This is a genomic window from Marinobacter sp. KMM 10035, assembly GCF_046537445.1.
GTDB lineage: Bacteria > Pseudomonadota > Gammaproteobacteria > Pseudomonadales > Oleiphilaceae > Marinobacter > Marinobacter sediminicola.
The window spans coordinates 2,135,109-2,154,731 of sequence record NZ_JBBVMG010000001.1; the positions used below are offsets into that span (position 1 = coordinate 2,135,109).

At 53.0% G+C, this 19,623-nt stretch carries 17 protein-coding genes; 14 read left to right on the forward strand and 3 right to left on the reverse strand.

Annotated features, from left to right (window positions below; translation table 11 throughout):
* The first annotated feature begins 228 nt into the window (after positions 1-228).
* From AADB16_RS09535 to AADB16_RS09570, 8 genes are all read left to right on the forward strand, one after another.
* Positions 229-1,323: an ABC transporter ATP-binding protein gene (locus AADB16_RS09535; RefSeq protein WP_410802891.1), complete on the forward strand. Its 1,095-nt coding sequence runs from the start codon at positions 229-231 to the stop codon at positions 1,321-1,323.
* Positions 1,323-2,423 (forward strand): ABC transporter ATP-binding protein, encoded by a 1,101-nt coding sequence (locus AADB16_RS09540; protein WP_410802893.1) that lies wholly within the window; start codon positions 1,323-1,325, stop codon positions 2,421-2,423. The genes AADB16_RS09535 and AADB16_RS09540 overlap by 1 nt, the downstream gene beginning before the upstream one ends.
* Entirely contained in the window at positions 2,423-3,289 is an 867-nt protein-coding gene (locus AADB16_RS09545; protein WP_309043203.1) for a carbohydrate ABC transporter permease, read from the forward strand. Before AADB16_RS09540 ends, AADB16_RS09545 begins: the two co-directional genes overlap by 1 nt.
* Before the next feature lie 10 nt (positions 3,290-3,299).
* Positions 3,300-4,106 (forward strand): carbohydrate ABC transporter permease, encoded by an 807-nt coding sequence (locus AADB16_RS09550; RefSeq protein WP_200200998.1) that lies wholly within the window; start codon positions 3,300-3,302, stop codon positions 4,104-4,106.
* An 11-nt stretch (positions 4,107-4,117) separates the two neighbouring features.
* Positions 4,118-4,393, forward strand: a complete 276-nt coding sequence (locus tag AADB16_RS09555) for a DUF2160 domain-containing protein (protein ID WP_410802895.1) — start codon at positions 4,118-4,120, stop codon at positions 4,391-4,393.
* Positions 4,394-4,609: 216 nt separating this feature from the next.
* On the forward strand, positions 4,610-6,358 hold the full coding sequence (locus AADB16_RS09560; protein WP_410802897.1) for an extracellular solute-binding protein: 1,749 nt from the start codon (positions 4,610-4,612) through the stop codon (positions 6,356-6,358).
* 182 nt (positions 6,359-6,540) lie between these two features.
* Positions 6,541-7,071 carry a methylated-DNA--[protein]-cysteine S-methyltransferase gene (locus tag AADB16_RS09565; RefSeq protein ID WP_410802899.1) on the forward strand — a complete coding sequence of 177 codons (531 nt, stop codon included), beginning with the start codon at positions 6,541-6,543 and terminating at the stop codon, positions 7,069-7,071.
* Between the two features lie 47 nt (positions 7,072-7,118).
* A complete protein-coding gene (locus AADB16_RS09570) occupies positions 7,119-8,093 on the forward strand; it encodes an FAD:protein FMN transferase (RefSeq protein ID WP_410802901.1) in 975 nt (324 codons plus the stop codon).
* A 27-nt stretch (positions 8,094-8,120) separates the two neighbouring features.
* On the opposite strand, the gene AADB16_RS09575 is transcribed toward AADB16_RS09570, so the two are convergent.
* The 3 genes from AADB16_RS09575 to AADB16_RS09585 are packed head-to-tail and all read right to left on the reverse strand — an operon-like array spanning position 8,121 to position 13,424.
* The gene (locus AADB16_RS09575; protein WP_410802903.1) at positions 8,121-9,659 is read right to left on the reverse strand and encodes a hypothetical protein; all 1,539 of its coding nucleotides are present in this window, start codon (positions 9,657-9,659) and stop codon (positions 8,121-8,123) included.
* Between the two features lie 12 nt (positions 9,660-9,671).
* Complete coding sequence (locus AADB16_RS09580; RefSeq protein WP_410802905.1) at positions 9,672-12,185, reverse strand: LamG domain-containing protein; 2,514 nt, start codon at positions 12,183-12,185, stop codon at positions 9,672-9,674.
* Positions 12,186-12,191: 6 nt separating this feature from the next.
* Entirely contained in the window at positions 12,192-13,424 is a 1,233-nt protein-coding gene (locus AADB16_RS09585) for a hypothetical protein (RefSeq protein ID WP_410802907.1), read from the reverse strand.
* Positions 13,425-13,639: 215 nt separating this feature from the next.
* Between AADB16_RS09585 and AADB16_RS09590 the strand changes: the two genes are divergently transcribed.
* Genes AADB16_RS09590 through AADB16_RS09615 form a run of 6 tightly spaced genes read left to right on the forward strand, consistent with a single transcriptional unit; the run spans position 13,640 to position 19,604 of the window.
* Positions 13,640-16,303 (forward strand): hypothetical protein, encoded by a 2,664-nt coding sequence (locus AADB16_RS09590; protein ID WP_410802909.1) that lies wholly within the window; start codon positions 13,640-13,642, stop codon positions 16,301-16,303.
* Between the two features lie 21 nt (positions 16,304-16,324).
* The gene (locus AADB16_RS09595) at positions 16,325-17,074 is read left to right on the forward strand and encodes an SH3 domain-containing protein (RefSeq protein WP_410802911.1); all 750 of its coding nucleotides are present in this window, start codon (positions 16,325-16,327) and stop codon (positions 17,072-17,074) included.
* Entirely contained in the window at positions 17,044-17,694 is a 651-nt protein-coding gene (locus tag AADB16_RS09600) for an outer membrane beta-barrel domain-containing protein (protein ID WP_410802913.1), read from the forward strand. The genes AADB16_RS09595 and AADB16_RS09600 overlap by 31 nt, the downstream gene beginning before the upstream one ends.
* A gap of 17 nt (positions 17,695-17,711) precedes the next feature.
* Positions 17,712-18,209, forward strand: coding sequence for a TlpA disulfide reductase family protein (locus tag AADB16_RS09605; RefSeq protein ID WP_410802915.1), 498 nt, complete (start codon positions 17,712-17,714; stop codon positions 18,207-18,209).
* Positions 18,210-18,229: 20 nt separating this feature from the next.
* Positions 18,230-18,466, forward strand: coding sequence for a DUF4266 domain-containing protein (locus tag AADB16_RS09610; protein WP_100639784.1), 237 nt, complete (start codon positions 18,230-18,232; stop codon positions 18,464-18,466).
* Between the two features lie 10 nt (positions 18,467-18,476).
* Entirely contained in the window at positions 18,477-19,604 is a 1,128-nt protein-coding gene (locus AADB16_RS09615; RefSeq protein WP_410803633.1) for a DUF3570 domain-containing protein, read from the forward strand.
* Positions 19,605-19,623: the final 19 nt, after the last annotated feature.

Sequence of the window (19,623 nt, forward strand, 5' to 3'; positions counted from 1 at the left end):
CACGTCAATGCCTTGTTTGAACAATGTGTTTTCAAGCGAACACAGCCATTTTCGAATATGAAACTGACCATATTTCTAAATATCGCCTTAACTCAAAGTGTTGGGAGGCTTTTGGGGGCCTGTAAGAAAAAATTGGTATGCGCTTTGCGTTCTTAAATACAAACAATAAGTTTCCGGATGTTCGTTTTGAGTCCGGATGCGCTTTCATAAGAATAACAAGGAAAGCTTATGTCCTTAACGCTGGAGAACCTCTCCCGCACGGTCGACGGCGTCGATTACGTTCGGGATGCCAACCTCACTTTTGAGGCGGGATCTTTCAATGTTCTGCTTGGCCGGACACTCGCCGGCAAAACCTCAATGATGCGCCTGATGGCCGGGCTTGATAAGCCGACGAAGGGTCGTGTGCTCTACAAGGGGGAAGATGTTACCGGGCAAAGTGTGCAGCGCCGGAACATATCGATGATTTATCAACAGTTCATCAATTACCCTACGCTCAGCGTTTACGAAAATATCGCATCACCACTCCGCCTTGCCAAAATGTCAGGCTCTGAAATTGATCGCCGGGTGAAAGAAACGGCATCAATGCTACAGATCGAACCTCTGCTTAAACGTTACCCTCTTGAACTTTCTGGCGGCCAGCAACAGCGAACGGCTATGGCGCGAGCATTGGTAAAAGATGCAACGCTGGTGTTGTTCGATGAACCCCTGGTGAATCTGGACTACAAGTTGAGAGAAGAGCTTCGTGCTGAGCTGCGTGATCTGTTTCGAGAGCGTCAGTGCATCGCAGTTTACGCAACAACGGAAGCCAATGAGGCTTTGGCGCTGGGTGGCACCACAACTCTGTTACATGAAGGTGGCGTTGTTCAGAGCGGGCCTGTTATGGATGTTTATCGTTCACCCGTTAACACCCTTGCAGCACAGTTGTTCAGTGAACCCCCCATGAACATCATTCGCGGCCGTGTAAGCGATACCGAGGTGACCTTTGATGAATATTCACACCACGCACTAACACAAGAGTTGGCAAGACTGGCCCCTGGCGACTATTGGTTCGGGATTCGCCCCAGCCACATTGCGCTGGTGCCTGCGAATGATGATGACCTCGAAATGTCCATGGAAGTTGCGCTCAGCGAGATCAGTGGCTCTGAAACCTTTATGCATGTTGAAAACAGCCATTTTGAGATGGTGCTGCAGTTGATGGGGGTTCATCAGTACCACACTGGCGCGCCGCTCAAGGTGTACTTACCAGTAAACAAACTGTTTGTGTTCGATAGTAATGAGCAGCTGGTGCACACACCAACACGGGTTTCAGGAGGTGCAAACTGATGGCTGAAATTCAATTGAAATCTTTGGCGCACAGTTACAGCGCCAACCCATCGGGCCCCGGTGACTACGCCATCCGTCAGCTGGATCATGTATGGCACAAGGGCGGAGCCTATGCACTGCTTGGGCCATCGGGTTGTGGCAAAAGCACCATGCTGAACATTATCTCCGGGTTGGTTCAGCCTTCTGAAGGGGAGGTGCTGTTTGACGGCAAACGGGTGAATGAGCTGTCACCCCGAGACAGGAATATTGCCCAAGTGTTCCAGTTCCCCGTGGTCTACGACTCGATGACCGTATTCGAGAATCTGGCGTTCCCTCTCAAGAACAACAAGGTGCCCGCTGCAAAGATCAGAACCCGCGTGCAGGAAATTGCAGAGGTGCTTGAGATTGAGGACAAGCTGCACAAGAAGGCGAAAAACCTCACGGCTGATGAAAAGCAAAAGGTTTCTATGGGGCGTGGTTTGGTGAGGGAAGATGTCTCCGCCATTTTGTTTGATGAACCTTTGACGGTTATCGATCCTCAGCTTAAGTGGAAGTTGCGTAGAAAGCTCAAGCAGATTCACGAGCAGTTTGATATCACCATGGTGTACGTCACCCACGATCAGCTTGAGGCATCAACGTTTGCTGACAGGATTGCCGTGATGTACGACGGGCAGGTGGTGCAGTTCGGTACACCCACGGAACTCTTCGAAGCACCCAATCACACGTTTGTCGGCTACTTCATCGGTAGCCCCGGAATGAACATTTTAGAGGTGGAGAGATGTTCGGGGGGCGTTCGGTTTGATTCAACCGAACTGCGCCTGGAGCCATGGCAGTTAGACCTTCTGGGAGCCATGACATCGGAAAACGTGAAGGTTGGTATTCGGCCCGAGTTTATCGAAATCTCCCCGGTAATGTCCGATGACACCTACGCCGCTAAAGTGCGGGATGTGGAGGATCTGGGTACCTACAAGATTGTGACGGTAGAACTTGGCGGGCAACAGATGAAAGTGCGCCAGAGTGAAGAGTTTGATGCCGGCATTGGTAGCCAGGTAAATCTCCTGTTCCCGGCGCAGTGGCTAATGCTTTATGTGGATGAATTCCTGGTACAGGAGCAACAGTGATGGACAAGATCCCGGATAACAGAGCCTGGTGGCTCGTCCTGCCGGTTTTCCTGCTAGTAGCCTTTTCTGCACTCATACCACTGATGACGGTGGTGAACTATTCGGTTCAGGATATTTTTGGCCCGGGCCAAGCGTACTACGTTGGTACGGAGTGGTTTAAAGAAGTTCTGACGGATCAACGATTGCAGGATTCATTAATCCGACAGTTTGCCTTCTCCGGCGCGGTATTGTTGATCCAGATTCCTTTGGGCATAGGTGTCGCCTTGATGATGCCCAAGTCCGGAATCAAGGGGTCACTTTGCCTCATTCTGGTCGCTATTCCGCTCCTTATTCCCTGGAACGTTGTAGGGACTATCTGGCAGATATTCGCCCGGGGTGATATCGGATTATTTGGTTGGGCGGTGAACCAGGCCGGCATCGATTACAACTACACCGGGGATACAGTAGATGCCTGGCTGACCGTCCTTCTTATGGACGTTTGGCACTGGACACCTCTGGTTGCTCTATTGTGCTACTCAGGATTGAGGGCTATTCCTGAGGCGTTCTATCAAGCGGCTGAAATTGACCGTGCTTCCAAATGGGCGGTGTTTCGTTATATCCAGCTTCCGCGTCTCAAGAGCGTATTGATCATCGCTGTGCTGTTGCGGTTTATGGACAGCTTCATGATCTATATCGAACCCTTCGTACTCACTGGCGGGGGGCCGGGAAGCTCGACAACCTTCCTTAGCCAGACCCTGACAACCATGGCAATAGGGCAGTTTGATCTTGGGCGTGCAGCGGCATTCTCATTGATCTACTTCCTGATCGTATTGCTGATCTCCTGGTTGTTCTTCACAGCCATTACTCACGCCGATAAAGAAAAATAAGGAGAGTGTGATGAGGCAAACAGGCTATAAAAACATCGGGATCACAATATACATCCTGCTCCTTCTTACGCCGGTTTACTGGCTACTGAACATGTCGTTCAAAACCAACCGTGAAATTCTGGGGGGGCTTACGCTGTGGCCGCAGAATTTCACGTTTGATAATTATGCCGTGATCTTTACAGACCCCAGTTGGTATAACGGCTACCTCAACTCAATGGCGTATGTGTCTATCAACGTGGTGATTACCTTGTTGGTTGCTTTGCCTGCGGCCTACGCCTTCAGTCGGTACAAGTTTCTGGGGGATAAGCATCTGTTCTTCTGGTTGCTCAGCAACCGGATGGCACCGCCGGCGGTTTTCCTGCTGCCGTTCTTCCAGTTGTATTCATCTATCGGGCTTTTCGATACCCACATCGCCGTCGCACTCGCGCATTGTTTGTTCAACGTGCCCTTGGCAGTGTGGATTCTTGAAGGGTTCATGAAGGGCGTTCCCCGTGAATACGATGAGATGGCTTACATCGATGGCTACAGTTTTCCCAAATTCTTCATCAAAGTGTTTTTGCCGATGATTCGCTCAGGTATCGGCGTAACGGCCTTCTTTGCCTTCATGTTTTCGTGGGTTGAGTTGCTTCTGGCCAGAACACTGACCTCTGTGGATGCTCAGCCCATTGGCGCAATCATGACTCGTACCATAGGGGCGAGTGGCATTGATTGGGGAGTGCTGGCGGCAGCCGGCGTTTTAACAATAATCCCAGGCTTGCTGGTTATCTGGTTCGTTCGTAACCATGTGGCTAAAGGCTTCGCTCTCGGGCGCGTTTAAGGAGAAAGCATATGATTGCCTGGATGAATTGGACCCCTACGGTCATCGTGTTTTTTTCAGTTATTGCCATGATTCTTGCGGTAATGACCGTTTACGAAATCGTATCTCCCTGCACAGAGCGTAAAGGCTTTTTGCCAATAGAGACAACGCGCGGAGACCGGTTATTTATTGGTTTGCTTTCGGCTGCCTACATACATCTCACCTTCCTTGCGGTTAGTGACATCACTTTGTGGGTTGCGTTGGCTGTGTCTGTTGTCTGGCTTCTGGTTCTGTTGCGATGGGGCTAGAAGAGAGGCTGAACAGGGTGCAATAAACGCACCCCGAATAAACTTGCTTAAATGTTGTAAAGGATTCGAAACCGAACTATTTTTTCACCAGGAACGAACGTGATAAGTGTTTGGTTTTCGGAAGGGCAAGGCTAGAGGTACCAAGAGCTGTAACAAGCCGAAACCGGAGCGAAGGTATTCTTCGCCCAATTCATAATAAAGATGACGAGGTTGGGTATGTTTAAAAACAATAAATATCCTAAGACCCTACTGCTTGGCGCTGCAATCGGTGCCGTCAGTATGGGCCTGAGCTTGCAGGCCAGTGCTGACCAGTACTCGGATGCAGCTGAAAAGTGGGTAAACGACTCGTTCAAACGGTCTACCCTTACCAAAGAACAGCAGATGGAAGAAATGGCCTGGTTCACCAAGGCTGCGGAGTCTTTCCGTGGCATGGAAATCAATGTTGTTTCGGAAACCATTGCGACCCACGAATACGAATCCAGCGTGTTGGCCAAGGCCTTCACCGACATTACCGGCATCAAGCTTACCCATACCCTGATTCAGGAAGGGGATGTTATCGAGAAGCTGCAAACCCAGATGCAGTCGGGGCGCAACATCTATGACGGCTACGTGAATGACTCTGACTTGATTGGTACTCACGTCAGGTACGGTAAGGTTGTAGCGGTTGAAGATATTATGAACGGGGAGGGCAAGGACCTAACCCTGCCAACCCTGGATCTTGACGATTTCATCGGCCTCGATTTCACCACCGGGCCTGATGGCAAGCTTTACCAGTTGCCAACGCAGCAGTTTGCCAATCTGTACTGGTTCCGCGCTGACTGGTTTGAGCGTGACGATCTGAAAAAACAGTTCAAAGATATATACGGCTATGAGCTTGGTGTTCCTGTTAACTGGTCTGCCTACGAAGACATTGCAGAGTTTTTCTCGGTTCACGTTAAAGAGATAGACGGCAAAAAAGTATACGGCCACATGGACTACGGCAAGAAGGATCCCTCCCTGGGATGGCGCTTCACCGATGCCTGGTTCTCCATGGCTGGTGCTGGCGACAAAGGCCTGCCTAACGGTTTACCTGTAGATGAATGGGGCGTTCGGGTAGAGGATTGCCACCCTGTTGGTTCTGATGTTTCCCGCGGTGGTGCTACAAACAGCCCGGCTGCTGTTTATGCGACGGAGAAGTATGTTGAATGGATGGGCAAGTATGCGCCACCAGAGGCCACAGGGATGACCTTCTCTGAGTCCGGCCCAGTGCCTGCTCAAGGCAATGTTGCCCAGCAGATTTTCTGGTACACAGCTTTTACTGCCAGCATGATCGAAGAGGGTCTGCCAGTTGTAAACGAGGAAGGTTTACCCAAGTGGCGCATGGCACCTTCACCACGTGGCCCATACTGGGAAGAGGGCATGAAACTGGGCTATCAGGACGTTGGTTCCTGGACGTTCCTGAACTCGACACCTGAAAAACGCCGCTTGGCCGCATGGCTGTACGCACAGTTCACTGTGTCGAAAACAGTGTCACTTGAAAAGCTTGTGGCGGGCCTTACTCCCATTCGCGATTCCGATATCAACTCGGACGTGATGACGGAAATGGCACCTAAGTTGGGTGGCCTGGTTGAGTTCTACCGCAGCCCTGCAAGGGTTCAGTGGACGCCTACCGGCACCAACATTCCCGACTACCCGAAGATGGCTCAGCTGTGGTGGCAGTATGTTGCTCAGGCAGCCAGTGGCGAAGCCACAGCGCAGGAAGCGCTTGATGGTTTGGCAAAGGCTCAGGATCGGGTTATGGAGCGGCTACAGAGAGCCAATGTTCTGACCACCTGCGCTCCAAAGCTGAACGAGCCGCGTGATCCGCAGTACTGGTTCGATCAGCCTGGCGCACCTAAGCCCAAACTGGCGAATGAAAAAGTGCAGGGTCAAACTGTACCTTATGATGAGCTGATTAAAACCTGGGAAGATGCTCGCAAGAGCTGAGCCCGGTAGTAGGTTGTAGTAACTTGCCGGGCACTGTCATTCAGGCGGTGCCCGGCAAGCCGCTTTATCCCATCCCGCATAAAAAATTGCACGTTTGCCTTCTCACTGACATGATCCCTATTACGCTTGCTTGAACTCACGAGTATCGTAATACCGGATGAGCCCATGCTGAGGAGTTTTTCATGACGGCCAAGAACGCTCAGCGCGAAACCATCCTATGGCAAACCGGCCACTGCTACCTTGGAGAGGTACTGGTTGCATGTACACCAAAAGGTGTATGCGCTGTGCTCCCAGGAGAGACTGCCGACGAATTGGTTGAAGACCTTGCTGAACGTTTCCCCCGCGCTGAACTCACCCATGCAAACGATTTCCGGGCACCTTGGTTTACCGAGGTAATGAACCACCTGATCGACAGCCGAAGACCACTCACTGTCGAACTTGATCTTCGTGGCACGGAATTTCAATGCAAGGTCTGGCAGGCACTGCAAGAGATTCCTTCAGGATGTTCGTCCAGCTATGGGAACATCGCACAGCAGATAGGCATGCCCACTGCCTCCAGAGCTGTCGCAGGCGCTTGTGCAGCTAACCCGCTGGCGGTGGTTGTGCCATGCCATCGAGTGTTGCGCGGTGATGGCAGCCTTTCTGGTTACCGCTGGGGCGTTAAACGAAAGCAAGCCGTACTGAGTCATGAGCAGGGGCTGTCTGATCGCTGATGCCTCTAAACCGTTTCAATTCTACTAATATCCGCGAGCTTATCGGTTTGAATTCTTCTGTATTTTTCCTGTTTATCTTGTTAGTGCCTTCGATGGCTCAGGCCGAGTGGTTCCGATATACAGATACGGCCATGACAACACCGGTGGAACTGGAGTTTTGGGCTGACGAAAAAAGCGCTGCTGATGCAGTCGCGGAAGATGTTCTGGCGGTATTCCATCAAGTAGACAGGGGCATGAGCCGGTACAGAGAGGACTCTGAACTCTCTGGCCTTAATCGTAAGGCAGCGTATGGCCCCGTACAGGTTAGCACCGGCCTATTTGAGGTTCTGAAGAAAGCCGAAGAAGTAGCTGTTCTTAGCGGTGGTGCTTTCGATATCAGTTTCGGATCTGTTGGCTACCTGTATGACTACCGGGAGCGGCAGCAGCCATCCCCTGAAGAAATTCGGTCCAGGCTGGGCCATATCAACTTTCAGGACATTGTTCTGGATGATGAGGCGCAAACAGTCTTCTTTCGCCAGAAAGGTTTGTTGATCGATTTGGGCGGCATTGCCAAGGGGTATGCGGTAGATCTGGGCATTGAGCGCTTGACAGCGGCAGGTGTAAGCCATGCCCGGCTTAGTGCGGGAGGCGACTTGCGTCTGTTAGGCGACAAGCGAGGCCGGCCCTGGCTTGTGGGTGTTCGTGACCCCCGTTCGGAAACTCGCAATGTTGTGGTGTTGCCGCTTGCCGATCTCGCTATTTCCACATCTGGTGATTACGAGCGGTTTTTTATCGATGAGCAAGGCGAGCGTGTGCACCACATACTTTCCCCCGGTACAGGGAAATCCGTGCGAGGTGTGCAGAGCGTTACCATCATTGGCAGTGATGCCCTGACAACTGACGGGCTATCTACGGCTGTGTTCGTGCTTGGCCCGGAAAAGGGCCTGGAGATGATCGAGAAGCTACCAGGTATTGATGCGATTATTATTGATGACCAGCGGATGATGCACTTTACAGAGGGGTTGGCACCCCCGGAATCGTGAAGGGGATGCCGGGGGTGTGCTGCCGCGTTAGACAATAGATTCCAGCGCAATCAACCGGTCCTGACTCGCTGCATTACCCAAGCCATGGCCGAGGAACCTCGAAGCAAAGTCTGCTTGCTCGCCGTGCAATGCCATGTAGTTCAGCAAAACAGTCTGCACCAGTTGGTTTACGTTGTTTGCAGCCGGGCTGGAAGCGGTTTCCACAGAGGCATCGCCCCGCATGAAGCCAATCTGATTTCGAATCGGGGTAGGGCGGCCGTTAGGATTGTAAACCAGGAAGAAGGACGCCGCAGTCTGCTGGTTATCACCTGTCCAAACGCCTTTGCCTCTGCCATCTTCTGAGTCATCCAGGGTGCCGTTGCTGGATAACGAGCCGTCACTGAAGACATACAGCATCAACGGCTTGTTCATTCTCGCCGCGTATTCCAAGCAGGCGCCCATGCAGCGGCCAGCCAGTAAATCCCGGCGCTCTCCGGTTGCCCGCTCGCCAGTGTGGTAGTCATAGCCACCCATGGTGATGGTGCCAGCGCCGGCATAGCCGTTTACCGCTAACTTCATTACGGATGCTGTTTTCTGGAATTCCCGATTAGCCCTGAATTCCTCCTCAGTGAAAATTCCAGTAGCCCCGACAATGTGCTCATCTATGGCGGGGTCAAGAATTGCCGGGTCGCCATAGGTGTCAACCACATCGGCGCTCTTGGCATAGCCGCACCGCACCAGCTTACGAATATCATTTTCGGCGTCTGTGCCGAGGCCGGTGCTCACGCGGTTCATTTTAGCGTCACTGATACGCTGAACGGCCTCCATCACAGAAACCGCATCCGCCTGATTCAGTATGGAGGTCAGGTCGCCCACATCCACCAATCCAATTGCATCGGATGGGCGGTCGATTTTTGTAGGCCGAACTTTCGGATCAATGAGGTTCATAGGCGCCATGGAGTTGCCCCCTGATTCCGTGCTTTGTGAACCGATCAGGGAGAGCAGGGAGCCGTTGGCACCGGCTTTATAGATACCGTACATGGGGTTGTGCGGGTTGTTGCCGGTGTCGTTTTCCGAGCGTGCGGCAATAATCGCGCCGTTGGTCTGTGAGCGGGTCATCATGCTGGTGCTTTGCTGGATACCCCGCAAAAAACCGCTGTCTGAGTGGAACGCCAGCCCGAGTTCTGTGTTAACAAACGCCGGATCGTTCGGAAGCATGTCACCTGGTATACCCAGTTTGCTGTAGCCCGCCGTGCTCAGAAAATCCATCTGTCCACCAGATTTGCCCATCAGCACATTGGAGCCCGCAATGCTGGCACCGCCGGCCAAATCAAAACAGATAAACGGGATTTTTCCTGCACCTGCGATACCGATGCCACATTCTGCTTTTATTTGTTCAGACAACTCGGCAGCTGCCATTCGGGGGTTAGCGAACAGGCCGAGCATTGAAGTGCCAACAACCGTCGCTGTGCCAGCTCTGAAGCCTTGTGCAATGAACTCCCTGCGAGTCCGTGGTCGCCCGTGGTCGTTGTGGAAGAGGGGCTCGCCATTGGCCAGAGGCCGTTTCAGGGGTTTGCGTATAAACATGAGCGTAGTCCTCTACTGAACCAGGGTGGTGGCGCTGCCAAGCACAGCGGCACAACTTGCTTTAACGATGGTTTCGGTGCGGTCGTTCGGGCAGGTGGATCCGCCACACAGGGCGAGTTGGTCGATCAGGCTGCCCACTGCATCTTCAATGACCTGTGTACTCGGTTGACTACCGAGATTGTCACCCACAAATGTTGCTAACAGAGGTCCCGTAATCTGGCTCTTGCCGCCATGATCAAAGGCTGTGGCGGCAGGTGCGGAAAAATCGAATCCCGGGAAGAAGTTCTGTCTTTTCTGGACATTCGATACAAGAGCATCGCAGTACTGAATTGCCACCTGGGTTATGGCCATTTGATGTGACGAAAGAAAGCCTTCGATATTCTCCACGGTGGGCAGTTGCTGTTTCACCGTGTTGAATGTATTTGCAACCGCAGCGTTGGTGGTCGGGATGCCGGTCATGCGGGCCATGGACTCATTAATCTCATCAAAGGTTTTTAAGCCGATATGGGATGAGGGCGGCAGGATTGCTGGCGCGACGGTTCCGGGCAGTGGTGGCACGGAACGAGAGAAGGTGCTGCTGCCGAGCCGATCGAAGGTCAGGAAGAATTCGTCGCTACCCGGGCCATTCTCGAGTGCGATGATCGTGCCTTGCCGCGATAATGGTTGGCCTTTTCCTGGCTCGTAGGAGGAACTATCCAGAGTAACCTTAAGGTTTGCCCATGCTTGACCGACAGTAGCCTCTTTACCATTGATGCCCAAGCGCATGCCTTCTAGTGGAATACCTGATGGCTCAGCTGTTTCATCAAGGCTGATGAAAAATGGCTCCGTAAAGCGATAGCTGTAGTTGTCAAAAACGCTCACATCAAAAACGATAAAGCTTTCTGGCACATCGATCAGATGGGAAACACCAAACAGCAGGTAGAACTTCTGGCCTACACCTACATCGAAGTTTGTTTTGACCTGTTCGGATGTCAGTGCCCGGTTATGGAAGGCGACCATGCGAATGACACCTTGCCAAGGAGAACGGCCATCCGTCTCGTTCCCAAGAACGAGCGCAAAGCTGTCGTCCCAATCGGAAAACAGGCCAGGGTCGTCCGGGTCGAGATCGCCGGAGTGCTCGCCGTTGACATAGATCTGCCGCCCAGTGCCAGGGCTATAGTTCACGACAACATGCTGAAGAGTGGCCTGCAGGAGTTGGTCACCATCTTGAGTAGCGAACGGAGCGTTTTCATCGCTGGTGGTGCTGCGATGGAGCACTTCGTACCGTTGCAGGGTCTGGCTCAGTGTTACGTTCCGGGCAGTGGAGGAGCCAGAGTAGGTAATGATTCTTGCATCCTCCTGGGTAATGTTCCCCGGCGCGACCCAGGCTTCGATGGCATATTCACCGGACCCTGTCAGCAAGCTGTGCAGTTTGCTGCTGCTGGCGGTCGAACCTTGCGCTTTGCCGGCGGGTATTACAGGGGCACTTTCCGGCTTGACTTCGGGGCCTATATTGATTCCCCAGCCCAGTACCCAGTCAACGTTGCCGCTGAGAGTAAGATCTAGCGGTGTGGAGACGCCGCTGGTGTCGTAGGCGATCTGACCCTGGCCAGATTGGAATTCATACAGCGCAACAATATTGTCCTCAAAGCGCCCGCCAGAATTGGCGAGAAGGCCGTCTGAATCCAGTACCAGTGCCCTGCTGGCTACCAGAGCAGGATCGACTGGCTCGGGTGATAATGGCTCTGCGAACTGCTCAATAGCCATCTGCATCATGCCGGCAGACCAGTCGCAATCTGTCTCACCTCCATTTGCCCAGCAGTTGTGGAAATCTCTCCTCAGGCGGACTACAAAACGGGAATTTTCCGGCGAGTTAAGGTCTATCCTGCTTTGGGATTGTTGGTAGGCGATATCTACATTATCGCTGGCAACGTAAGGTGTTTGGCCACCGTCGCCATGGCATTCGGAGCAGTAGGTTCTCAATACTGGATAAACGGTGCTTCCGAAGGCGCTGCTGCCTTCCGGGAAAGCGATGGTTGAGCCAGGCGATTTGAGCACCGGCGCTTGAAGCTCCACCGTTTTCACAGAGCCCTCTGCTCCATCAGCCCACTTCGAAATATAGGTGGTGAGAATATTCCCGCAGACGACGTCACTGCCTGTCCAGCAGTTATGGCCATCGGCTACTTTGGTCACCATTCTGGATTGGGAGGGTGCAGTGAGATCTACAATGGTTCTAGCTTGGGCGTAGGCGCTGTTGATGTTGTTCTGGTCAACAAATGTGGGCGACTGGCCGCCCGCACCGTGGCATGAGCCACAGCGATTGTCCTGCACAAGGTTGTCCCAGACATTCAGTTTAAAACTCTGTATATCAGCGGTAGCCGGTGCGGGGCCGCTGTAGCTAATGGTATTTGATCCAGAAGATGTATTTGGCAGCGCCTCTGTGGACTCGCCACCACAGGCGCTGAGGAAGAGGGTGAACACTATCAGTAGTGCAATAGGTGCTGCGGAGCGGAGTTGGTTTGATCCGGGGAGCGTTAGTGTTTTCATCAGGCGTTACTCCCCCGCACAGTAAACAGCAGATTCGGCAAACACCTGCTTCAGATTGAAGTTATGAGACCTGAAACTCGACACCATTGTCTCGACCTGAGTATGGTCTTCGCTGGTGGAGGGCGGTCTGAGGCACACGTTCGTGAATACTTTCTTTACCTGGCATTCTGCGAAGGCGCCGGAACGTGCCCACTCTTCACCAAGACTTTTTGCACCGTGACCCGAACCGGGTAAGCTCCCATCCCAATCTAGCCGCCGGTTGGTGCCCTGGCGCCAGTAGTTATCCCATTTGTCGTCCGGCGTGACATACCCCGGGGCAAAGGTGGTGGAGTTGATGAGGTACTTGCCCTGCACCCGTGACTGAGTCTCCGGGTCATTAACGGTGTTGTAAACGAGTCTTCCAAGCATTCCATCAGGATCACTGTCCGGGTTGTATTCGTAATCGTAGTAGGCAAAAGCCTGGGTCATCGGGTCCATGCCCGTGTGACAACCCACGCAGTTGTTCAGGAACACACGGCTATCGCCACCCGGGCTTCGTGAAACGTCCTGGCGAATTCTGTCCGGGGACAGGTTTACGTCGGCTACCTGTTCCAGATCCCGGCACATGTGGTTGATCAAGGTAAACCGGAACATGGCACGGTTGGTACCTGCGCTGAAAAAAGCTCTGGCGGCTGCGCGAGATGTTATTACGCCGGCTGTGGCGTCCGCTGGCAGGCCGGTGAAGGCTGACTGACTTTCGGGCCGGAAATTTTGTTTGTCGGAAAGGTCGTGGCCAAGTTCTTCGATCTTCTCGTAATGATTGTTGTTCGAGTTGGAGTAGGCCGGTATATCGTTCCAGGTGCCTACGTATAAAATGTTGTCGTACAGCACCCTTCGAAAATCTGCATCATCTCGTACCAGGCCGATCACTGTAGCGGTGTAATCGTTCAAGGGGACAAAAGGCGTCATCGCCTCATTGGTCCAGGGCGCTGCGAAGTTTTTCAGCGTTACATTATAAAAAGCCGGATCTTCCAGTGCAGTAAATGCAGCTTCGAGCTTTCTGTTGGCAGCAATATCCTGCGCCATGTCATCAAGTACAGAGGCAGATGGAGGTACGCCCGCAATCCTGTCATGAATTCGTTTGGCCTGTTCACGTGGCCCGGCACTGGCTGTGCAAGCAAAGGCAGCAGTCAGCAAAATCAGCAGTGACATACTGCATGCCTTGAATGCGTTGAGTCGCATCCTGTCTTTGGCTTTCATGTCGCCGTCCTCAATGGTTTAGCTTTGGCACATTAGGCCAATTTGACAATTGTTAATAGTTTATACTTGCAATTAACATGGAATTTGTGGGGTGCTCCACGTAATTACAATTACTTACGTAAAGTCCCTGGAGATGCACGGTTTCACAGCCTTAATTTATGTCATGAATTCACTATATTCACTGCGGTAACACTGCTTCCAGGGGACTAAGGCGCGTGCCTCACAAATCGATCAAGATCATCCGCTTGCTGGCTTTTTCCGGTCTGTTGGTAACGCTTGCTGGCTGTTTGCCAAGTGCAGACAGCCAGCAAGCAGACCCCGTGGTGGTCGAGAACCCTGTGCTCTATGTGAAGCGACCATTGTTATTCGATAGCAATAGTGGGGCGTTGGTAGAGGACAACCTGGCTGACCCTTCCGGGTTTCGCCCGGGCGCCCGCTTATTTGTAAAAAACAGTGCCTCCATCGATGCCCGTGCCGTGGATGTGTCTTCCCGGGCCTTTTCTGGCGCTGGGTTTCTCAATGATGCGGGCCGCCTGTTGTATGACGTAAAAGATCTGCACGTTTCCCACGATGGTAACCGCGCGCTCTTTGCCATGCGGGCGCCGGAAATTGAAGATGCCGATGACGATGATCAGCCCACCTGGAATATCTGGGAATACGATCGTGTAGCGGATGTCCTTCGCCGAATCATAACCTCTAACGTAACAGCGGAAGCTGGTCAGGATGTTGCTCCGGCTTATTTGCCTGATGGCCGAATAGTGTTTTCGTCTAGCCGCCAGCGGGCTTCCAAAGCCATATTGTTGGATGAAGGCAAAGGCCAGTTTGCCGGCCTGGATGAAAACCGGAATGCACCCGCATTCGTTCTCCATACCATGGACGACGATGGTGAGAACATTCAGCAAATTACCTTTAACCAGAGCCACGACCTGGACCCTCTCGTTACCGATGAAGGGTTTATCGTATTCAGTCGCTGGGACAATGCAGGGCAGACCCGTAACAATGGTGTGAATCTCTACCGTGTAAATCCAGACGGTACAGGGCTTACCTACCTCTATGGCCGGCATTCCCACGACTCTGTTCCGGGAGCGCGCAATGTTCAGTACTTGAAGGCCCGGAAAACCGATTCAAACTCTGTGCTGGTGCAGTTGCGGCCTTTTGAAACCAACGATTACGCCTCTGCACCGGCGGAGGTGGATCTCCATAACTACGTGGAAGCTGGCCTGCGCCTTGATGGTGTTGCCGCTAATGGCGGCCAGCGCCCACTGATTCCGGGCATAACGCTTGATGGTCAACTGTCACTAAACGGACGCTACGGTTCTGTTTCACCTCTTATGGATGGAACCGGCCGGTATCTGGTTAGTTGGACACCCTGTCGGCTCAGCGAGAGGGCATCCGGCCGTATTGTGAACTGCACTGAGGAACGGTTGGAATCCGACGCCTATGTGCCCGCGCCACCGGTATACGGGCTCTGGCTGTTAGACGTGGCAAGCGGAACTCAGAGGCCAGTGGTGGAGCCTTCAGAGGGTGAGCAGTTTGATGAAGCTATGCTTATGCGAGAGCGACGTCTGGAAGGGTTTATTTCAGACGCGCAGCTCATGGGCGATGCCGCAGATCTTGCCGATGAAGGTTATGGCATTCTGCATATTCGCAGCGTTTACGACATGGATGGCATCGATATAACACCAAACGGTATCGCAGCGATGGCGAATCCTTCTATCACGCCAACGGCACAGCGCCCGGCGCGATTCTTGCGCCTTGAAAAGCCAGTATCGATGCCTGATGAGAATGTGAAAGATTTTGATAACAGTGCCTTTGGCCGCAGCCGTGGGCAACTGATGCGGGAAATTCTGGGATATGTGCCCATAGAGCCGGATGGCTCGGTAAAAATAGCCGTTCCAGCCAACGTGGCGTTTGCTATCAGCGTATTGGATGGTCAGGGTCGTAGAATCACTGAGCGCCACCAGAACTGGTTGTCGGTTCGCCCTGGCGAAACGCTGGCATGCCAAGGGTGTCACGAATCTGGTTCACCTGTATCCCACGGGCGCCCGGATGCCGGCCCAGAGTCTGTGTGGGAAGGTGCCAGTGCCATCACGCTGCCTTTCCCGGGTACGGATCCGGCCTTGTATACGGATCGCATCGGCGAAACCATGGCTGAAGTTTATGCGCGAACTCAGGATATTCGGCTGCCATTGCCTGATCCCATATACAGGGATGATGAGTGGGAGGATCTTATGAGCAGTGCAGAAGATAGGTCAATGGCTTATGAAAATCTGCAGACAACGCCGCCGATTTCCGTCGCCTGTGAAAACGACTGGGCAGCTAATTGCCGGGCAGTGATCAATTACGAAACCCATATTCATCCGCTATGGGATGTGAGTCGAGTAATTGTCGACGGGGGTGGACAGGTATTAGACGATCACACTTGCACCTCGTGCCATACAGAAGCAGACCCTGTTGACGCAAACTTAAAGGCTGTTCCAGAGGCCAACTTAGATCTAACCAACGGATCTTCCGATGCCAACCCGCTGCACTTTAAATCTTATCGGGAGTTGCTGTTTCCTGATAACGCGCAGGAACTTAATCCAGGTGGCGTGCTAGTCGACACAATGGTTGATTCAGGCGAGGTGCTGAGAGACGAAGAGGGTAATCCGATACTGGATGAGGTTACTGGCCTGCCAACGCCCATTCTTGTTCCGATTACAGTTCCAGCAAGCATGTCTGTAAATGGAGCCTTAGCCAGTACTCGTTTCCGTGAAGCGTTCAAGCCCGGTGGCACCCACGATGGCCGTTTGTCTCCAGCCGAACTTCGCCTCATAGCAGAGTGGCTGGACATAGGCGCCCAGTACTACAACAACCCGTTCGACGCCCCAGACAATTAATCAGGACCTGACACCACAATCATGCCCATTGCCATTCTGTTACTGATGCTCTGCTTACCCGGGACGGCCTGGGCTGGCTGGCTATGGGGCGGTGATGAACCCGAACAGCGGGTTCAGGTTGTCGAGCCTTTTGTGGCCTGGCGAACTGGCCCTGCGGTGGGTTATCCAGTGTTTCATAGCAGCGAGAAAGGGGAATGGTTAACCCTGCTGCAACGTAAAACCGGTTGGATGAAAGTACGGGATAAGAAAGGCCGGGAAGGCTGGGTGGCTGTTGCCGCCATTGCACAAACCCAGGACGCAACTGGTGAAAGCGTCAATCTCAGCGTGCCGGATATAAAGGCATTCAGCGAACGCACGTTTGAAGCTGGAATCCTGATGGGGGAGTTTGAAGGCAATCCCGTAACCTCAGGCTACGGAGGTTACTGGTTCACTCCCAACCTCGCTGGGGAAGTGTGGGGTTCGCAGGTACTGGGCAGCGCCTCGGAAATACTCATGGTGAATGCCAACATAGTGCACCAGCCGTTTCCCCACTGGAAAGTGTCACCGTATTTCACGCTTGGGGTGGGTCATATATGGGTAGATCCTAAAGCAACACTGGCAGTGCCAGAAGAGCGTGACAACAGCGTAGGCCATGCCGGTTTGGGTGTGCGGGTGTACATCACCGAACGATATTTTATCCGGGCCGAGTTCAAGGACTACAAGGTCTTTACCAGCCGATCAACCAACGAAGAAGCGACAGAATGGAAAATCGGACTAAGCATCTTTTTCTGACCGGGTTTTGCCTGGCACAGGTCATGGCTTTTGCACCTCAGGTATTCGCGCAGGAGCATGATGATCGGCCTTTGATCGAGCCTGATGTAAAACCTGTGCCGGTTAATGAGGCGCTGATTGATACCGAGAACTTCGAGATCGGCGCCTTTCTGGGCATGATCAATATTGAAGATTTCGAGTCGTCGTTTGTTTATGGCGGCAAGCTTATCTATCACCTGAGCGAGTCCTTCTTTTTCGAGGCAGCGATAGGTTTTGCGGAAGGTGGCCAAACCAGTTTTGAAAATCTGGCGGGTAACGTGCAGGTGTTAACCGACAGCGAGCGAGAGTATCGCTATTACAACATCAATCTGGGCTATAACCTTCTGCCAGGTCAGGCTTTTCTTAGCGAGAACTACGCGTTCAATACCAATTTTTATCTGATTGCCGGCGCGGGCGCTACGGAATTCGGCGGCGATACCCGCTTTACCGTCAACGCCGGTGCAGGCTATCAGGTTTTACTCACAGACAGCCTTGCCATAGACCTGGGTGTGCGCCAGCACTACTACCGCATTGACGTGGTCGGTGCTGAGAAAACGTCCATGAACACTGAAATCCGTACCGGATTGTCAGTATTTTTCTGAACACAGGAGCCATTTGAATGAACAACCCGGTTACAGCCATAGCCCTGGCCCTTGCTTTGTCCGGCGCTGCAATGAGCGCACAGGCAGAGGCCATCAATGTTCCGGCTCCGGACTTCACTCTGGAGAGCCGAGCGGGAGAAAACATCCGCTTGGAAGACCATCGTGGTGAGGTGGTCATGCTCAACTTCTGGGCGTCCTGGTGCGGCCCCTGCCGGCAGGAAATGCCTCTGATGGATGATATCTACAGCCGCTATCAGGATCTGGGCTTCACCATTCTTGCAGTGAACGTGGATGAGAACCGCGATGAGGCTTTGCGCTTTTTAGACAAGGTGCCGGTGGATTATCCCATTTTGTACGATCCGGAAAGTTCGGTGAGCAGGCTTTACGAAGTGCCGGCCATGCCCACTACTGTGATGATCGATCGTGATGGCAATGCCCGTTACATTCACTATGGCTACAAGCCAGGCTACGAAGTTGAGTACGAAGCCCAGATAAGAGAACTGGTGCGAGAGTGATTCCCGAGCGGGTAAGCAATATGCGCAAACTGACCATCATCGCGCCTTTGTTATTGGCGCTGCTGCTTTCAGCAACGGCTGGGTGCAGCTCTGTCGAGCCTTGGGTTAAGCCTTATGAGAGGGATCGCCTGGCGGATCCGATCATGAGCCTGAGCCGCCATGGCAAAGCAGATTCCTACATTAACCACGTCTACCAGGCGAGGGAGTCTGCCCGTGGGGCGGAAGGTGGCGCAGGAGGTGGCTGTGGTTGTAACTGATCGCGCTCATATGGCCTGGCTGTTTCTTGTGTTGATGGTGGCGACTTCGTTTGCCCAGGCAGCAACCCTGCCAGTGGATAACGTGGATCTGTTTTATCACCGCTACGATGGCGGCGGCATGGTAATTGATGGCCCCGTAGTGCTGGCGCGCAAGAGTGTTGGGCCTCAGGTGTCTGTGTCGGGGCAGTATTATGTGGATATGGTGTCGGCAGCGTCGGTAGACGTTTTGGCCACCGCAAGTGCTTATGAAGAAGAGCGCACGGAGTATACGCTGGGCGTTGATTACCTGTATGACCGGGCGATCATGAGCCTGGGATTTACCAACAGCTCAGAGAACGATTACGAGGCCAGTACCCTGTACTTCACCGTAAGCCAGGAGTTCTTTGGAGGAATGTCCACTGTGACCTTAGGGTATGCAGCAGGCTGGGATGAGGTGGGTAAGCTTGGTAACAATAGTTTCAGTGAAGATGCCGATCGCCGTAACTACCAGTTGGGCCTTAGCCAGGTTCTCACTCGCAATTTGCTCGTTGGGCTCGACCTGGAAGTAGTCACAGACGAAGGCTTCTTGCAGAACCCCTACCGACAGAATCGTTATCTCGACCCCAATAACACCAATGCGTTTTTGTACCAGCCTGAGCGTTACCCCGAAACTCGCACCAGTTCATCGGTGGCCGCGCGTGCTATTTACCACCTGCCTTACCGAGCCTCCATTCGTGGTGAGTACCGGTATTTTACAGACACCTGGGGTATAAACGCACACACCGTCGAGTTGGGTTATGTGCACGCGCTGAACCAGCATTGGTCGCTGGAAGGGTCGGTACGCTATTACCGCCAGGGCGAGGCAGATTTCTACAGCGACCTTTACGCCTATGAAAACTCACAGACCCATCTGGCGAGAGACAAAGAAATGAGCTCTTTTTCGGGTACAACCTTTGGAACAGGCGCAGTTTATGAGTGGAAGCAGACATCCTTGCCCGGTATCAAGCGGCTTCAGTTCAGTCTGCTACTGGGTTGGTTGAATTTCGATTATGACAACTTCCGGGATGTGACCGCTCCGGGCAATTTTGTGCCGGGCCAAGAGCCACTTTATTCATTCGATGCGTTAGTTACCCGAGCATCGCTGATTCTCGAATACTGAGTTTGCAGGAAACCTGACT

What these genes read in the sequence shown, in the direction of transcription:
- AADB16_RS09535 (WP_410802891.1), top strand. Translation starts at nt 229, where the DNA reads ATGTCCTTAACGCTGGAGAACCTCTCCCGCACGGTCGACGGCGTCGAT.
- AADB16_RS09540 (WP_410802893.1), top strand. Translation starts at nt 1,323, where the DNA reads ATGGCTGAAATTCAATTGAAATCTTTGGCGCACAGTTACAGCGCCAAC.
- AADB16_RS09545 (WP_309043203.1), top strand. Translation starts at nt 2,423, where the DNA reads ATGGACAAGATCCCGGATAACAGAGCCTGGTGGCTCGTCCTGCCGGTT.
- AADB16_RS09550 (WP_200200998.1), top strand. Translation starts at nt 3,300, where the DNA reads ATGAGGCAAACAGGCTATAAAAACATCGGGATCACAATATACATCCTG.
- AADB16_RS09555 (WP_410802895.1), top strand. Translation starts at nt 4,118, where the DNA reads ATGATTGCCTGGATGAATTGGACCCCTACGGTCATCGTGTTTTTTTCA.
- AADB16_RS09560 (WP_410802897.1), top strand. Translation starts at nt 4,610, where the DNA reads ATGTTTAAAAACAATAAATATCCTAAGACCCTACTGCTTGGCGCTGCA.
- AADB16_RS09565 (WP_410802899.1), top strand. Translation starts at nt 6,541, where the DNA reads ATGACGGCCAAGAACGCTCAGCGCGAAACCATCCTATGGCAAACCGGC.
- AADB16_RS09575 (WP_410802903.1), bottom strand. Translation starts at nt 9,659, where the DNA reads ATGTTTATACGCAAACCCCTGAAACGGCCTCTGGCCAATGGCGAGCCC.
- AADB16_RS09580 (WP_410802905.1), bottom strand. Translation starts at nt 12,185, where the DNA reads ATGAAAACACTAACGCTCCCCGGATCAAACCAACTCCGCTCCGCAGCA.
- AADB16_RS09585 (WP_410802907.1), bottom strand. Translation starts at nt 13,424, where the DNA reads ATGAAAGCCAAAGACAGGATGCGACTCAACGCATTCAAGGCATGCAGT.
- AADB16_RS09595 (WP_410802911.1), top strand. Translation starts at nt 16,325, where the DNA reads ATGCCCATTGCCATTCTGTTACTGATGCTCTGCTTACCCGGGACGGCC.
- AADB16_RS09600 (WP_410802913.1), top strand. Translation starts at nt 17,044, where the DNA reads ATGGAAAATCGGACTAAGCATCTTTTTCTGACCGGGTTTTGCCTGGCA.
- AADB16_RS09605 (WP_410802915.1), top strand. Translation starts at nt 17,712, where the DNA reads ATGAACAACCCGGTTACAGCCATAGCCCTGGCCCTTGCTTTGTCCGGC.
- AADB16_RS09610 (WP_100639784.1), top strand. Translation starts at nt 18,230, where the DNA reads ATGCGCAAACTGACCATCATCGCGCCTTTGTTATTGGCGCTGCTGCTT.
- AADB16_RS09615 (WP_410803633.1), top strand. Translation starts at nt 18,477, where the DNA reads ATGGCCTGGCTGTTTCTTGTGTTGATGGTGGCGACTTCGTTTGCCCAG.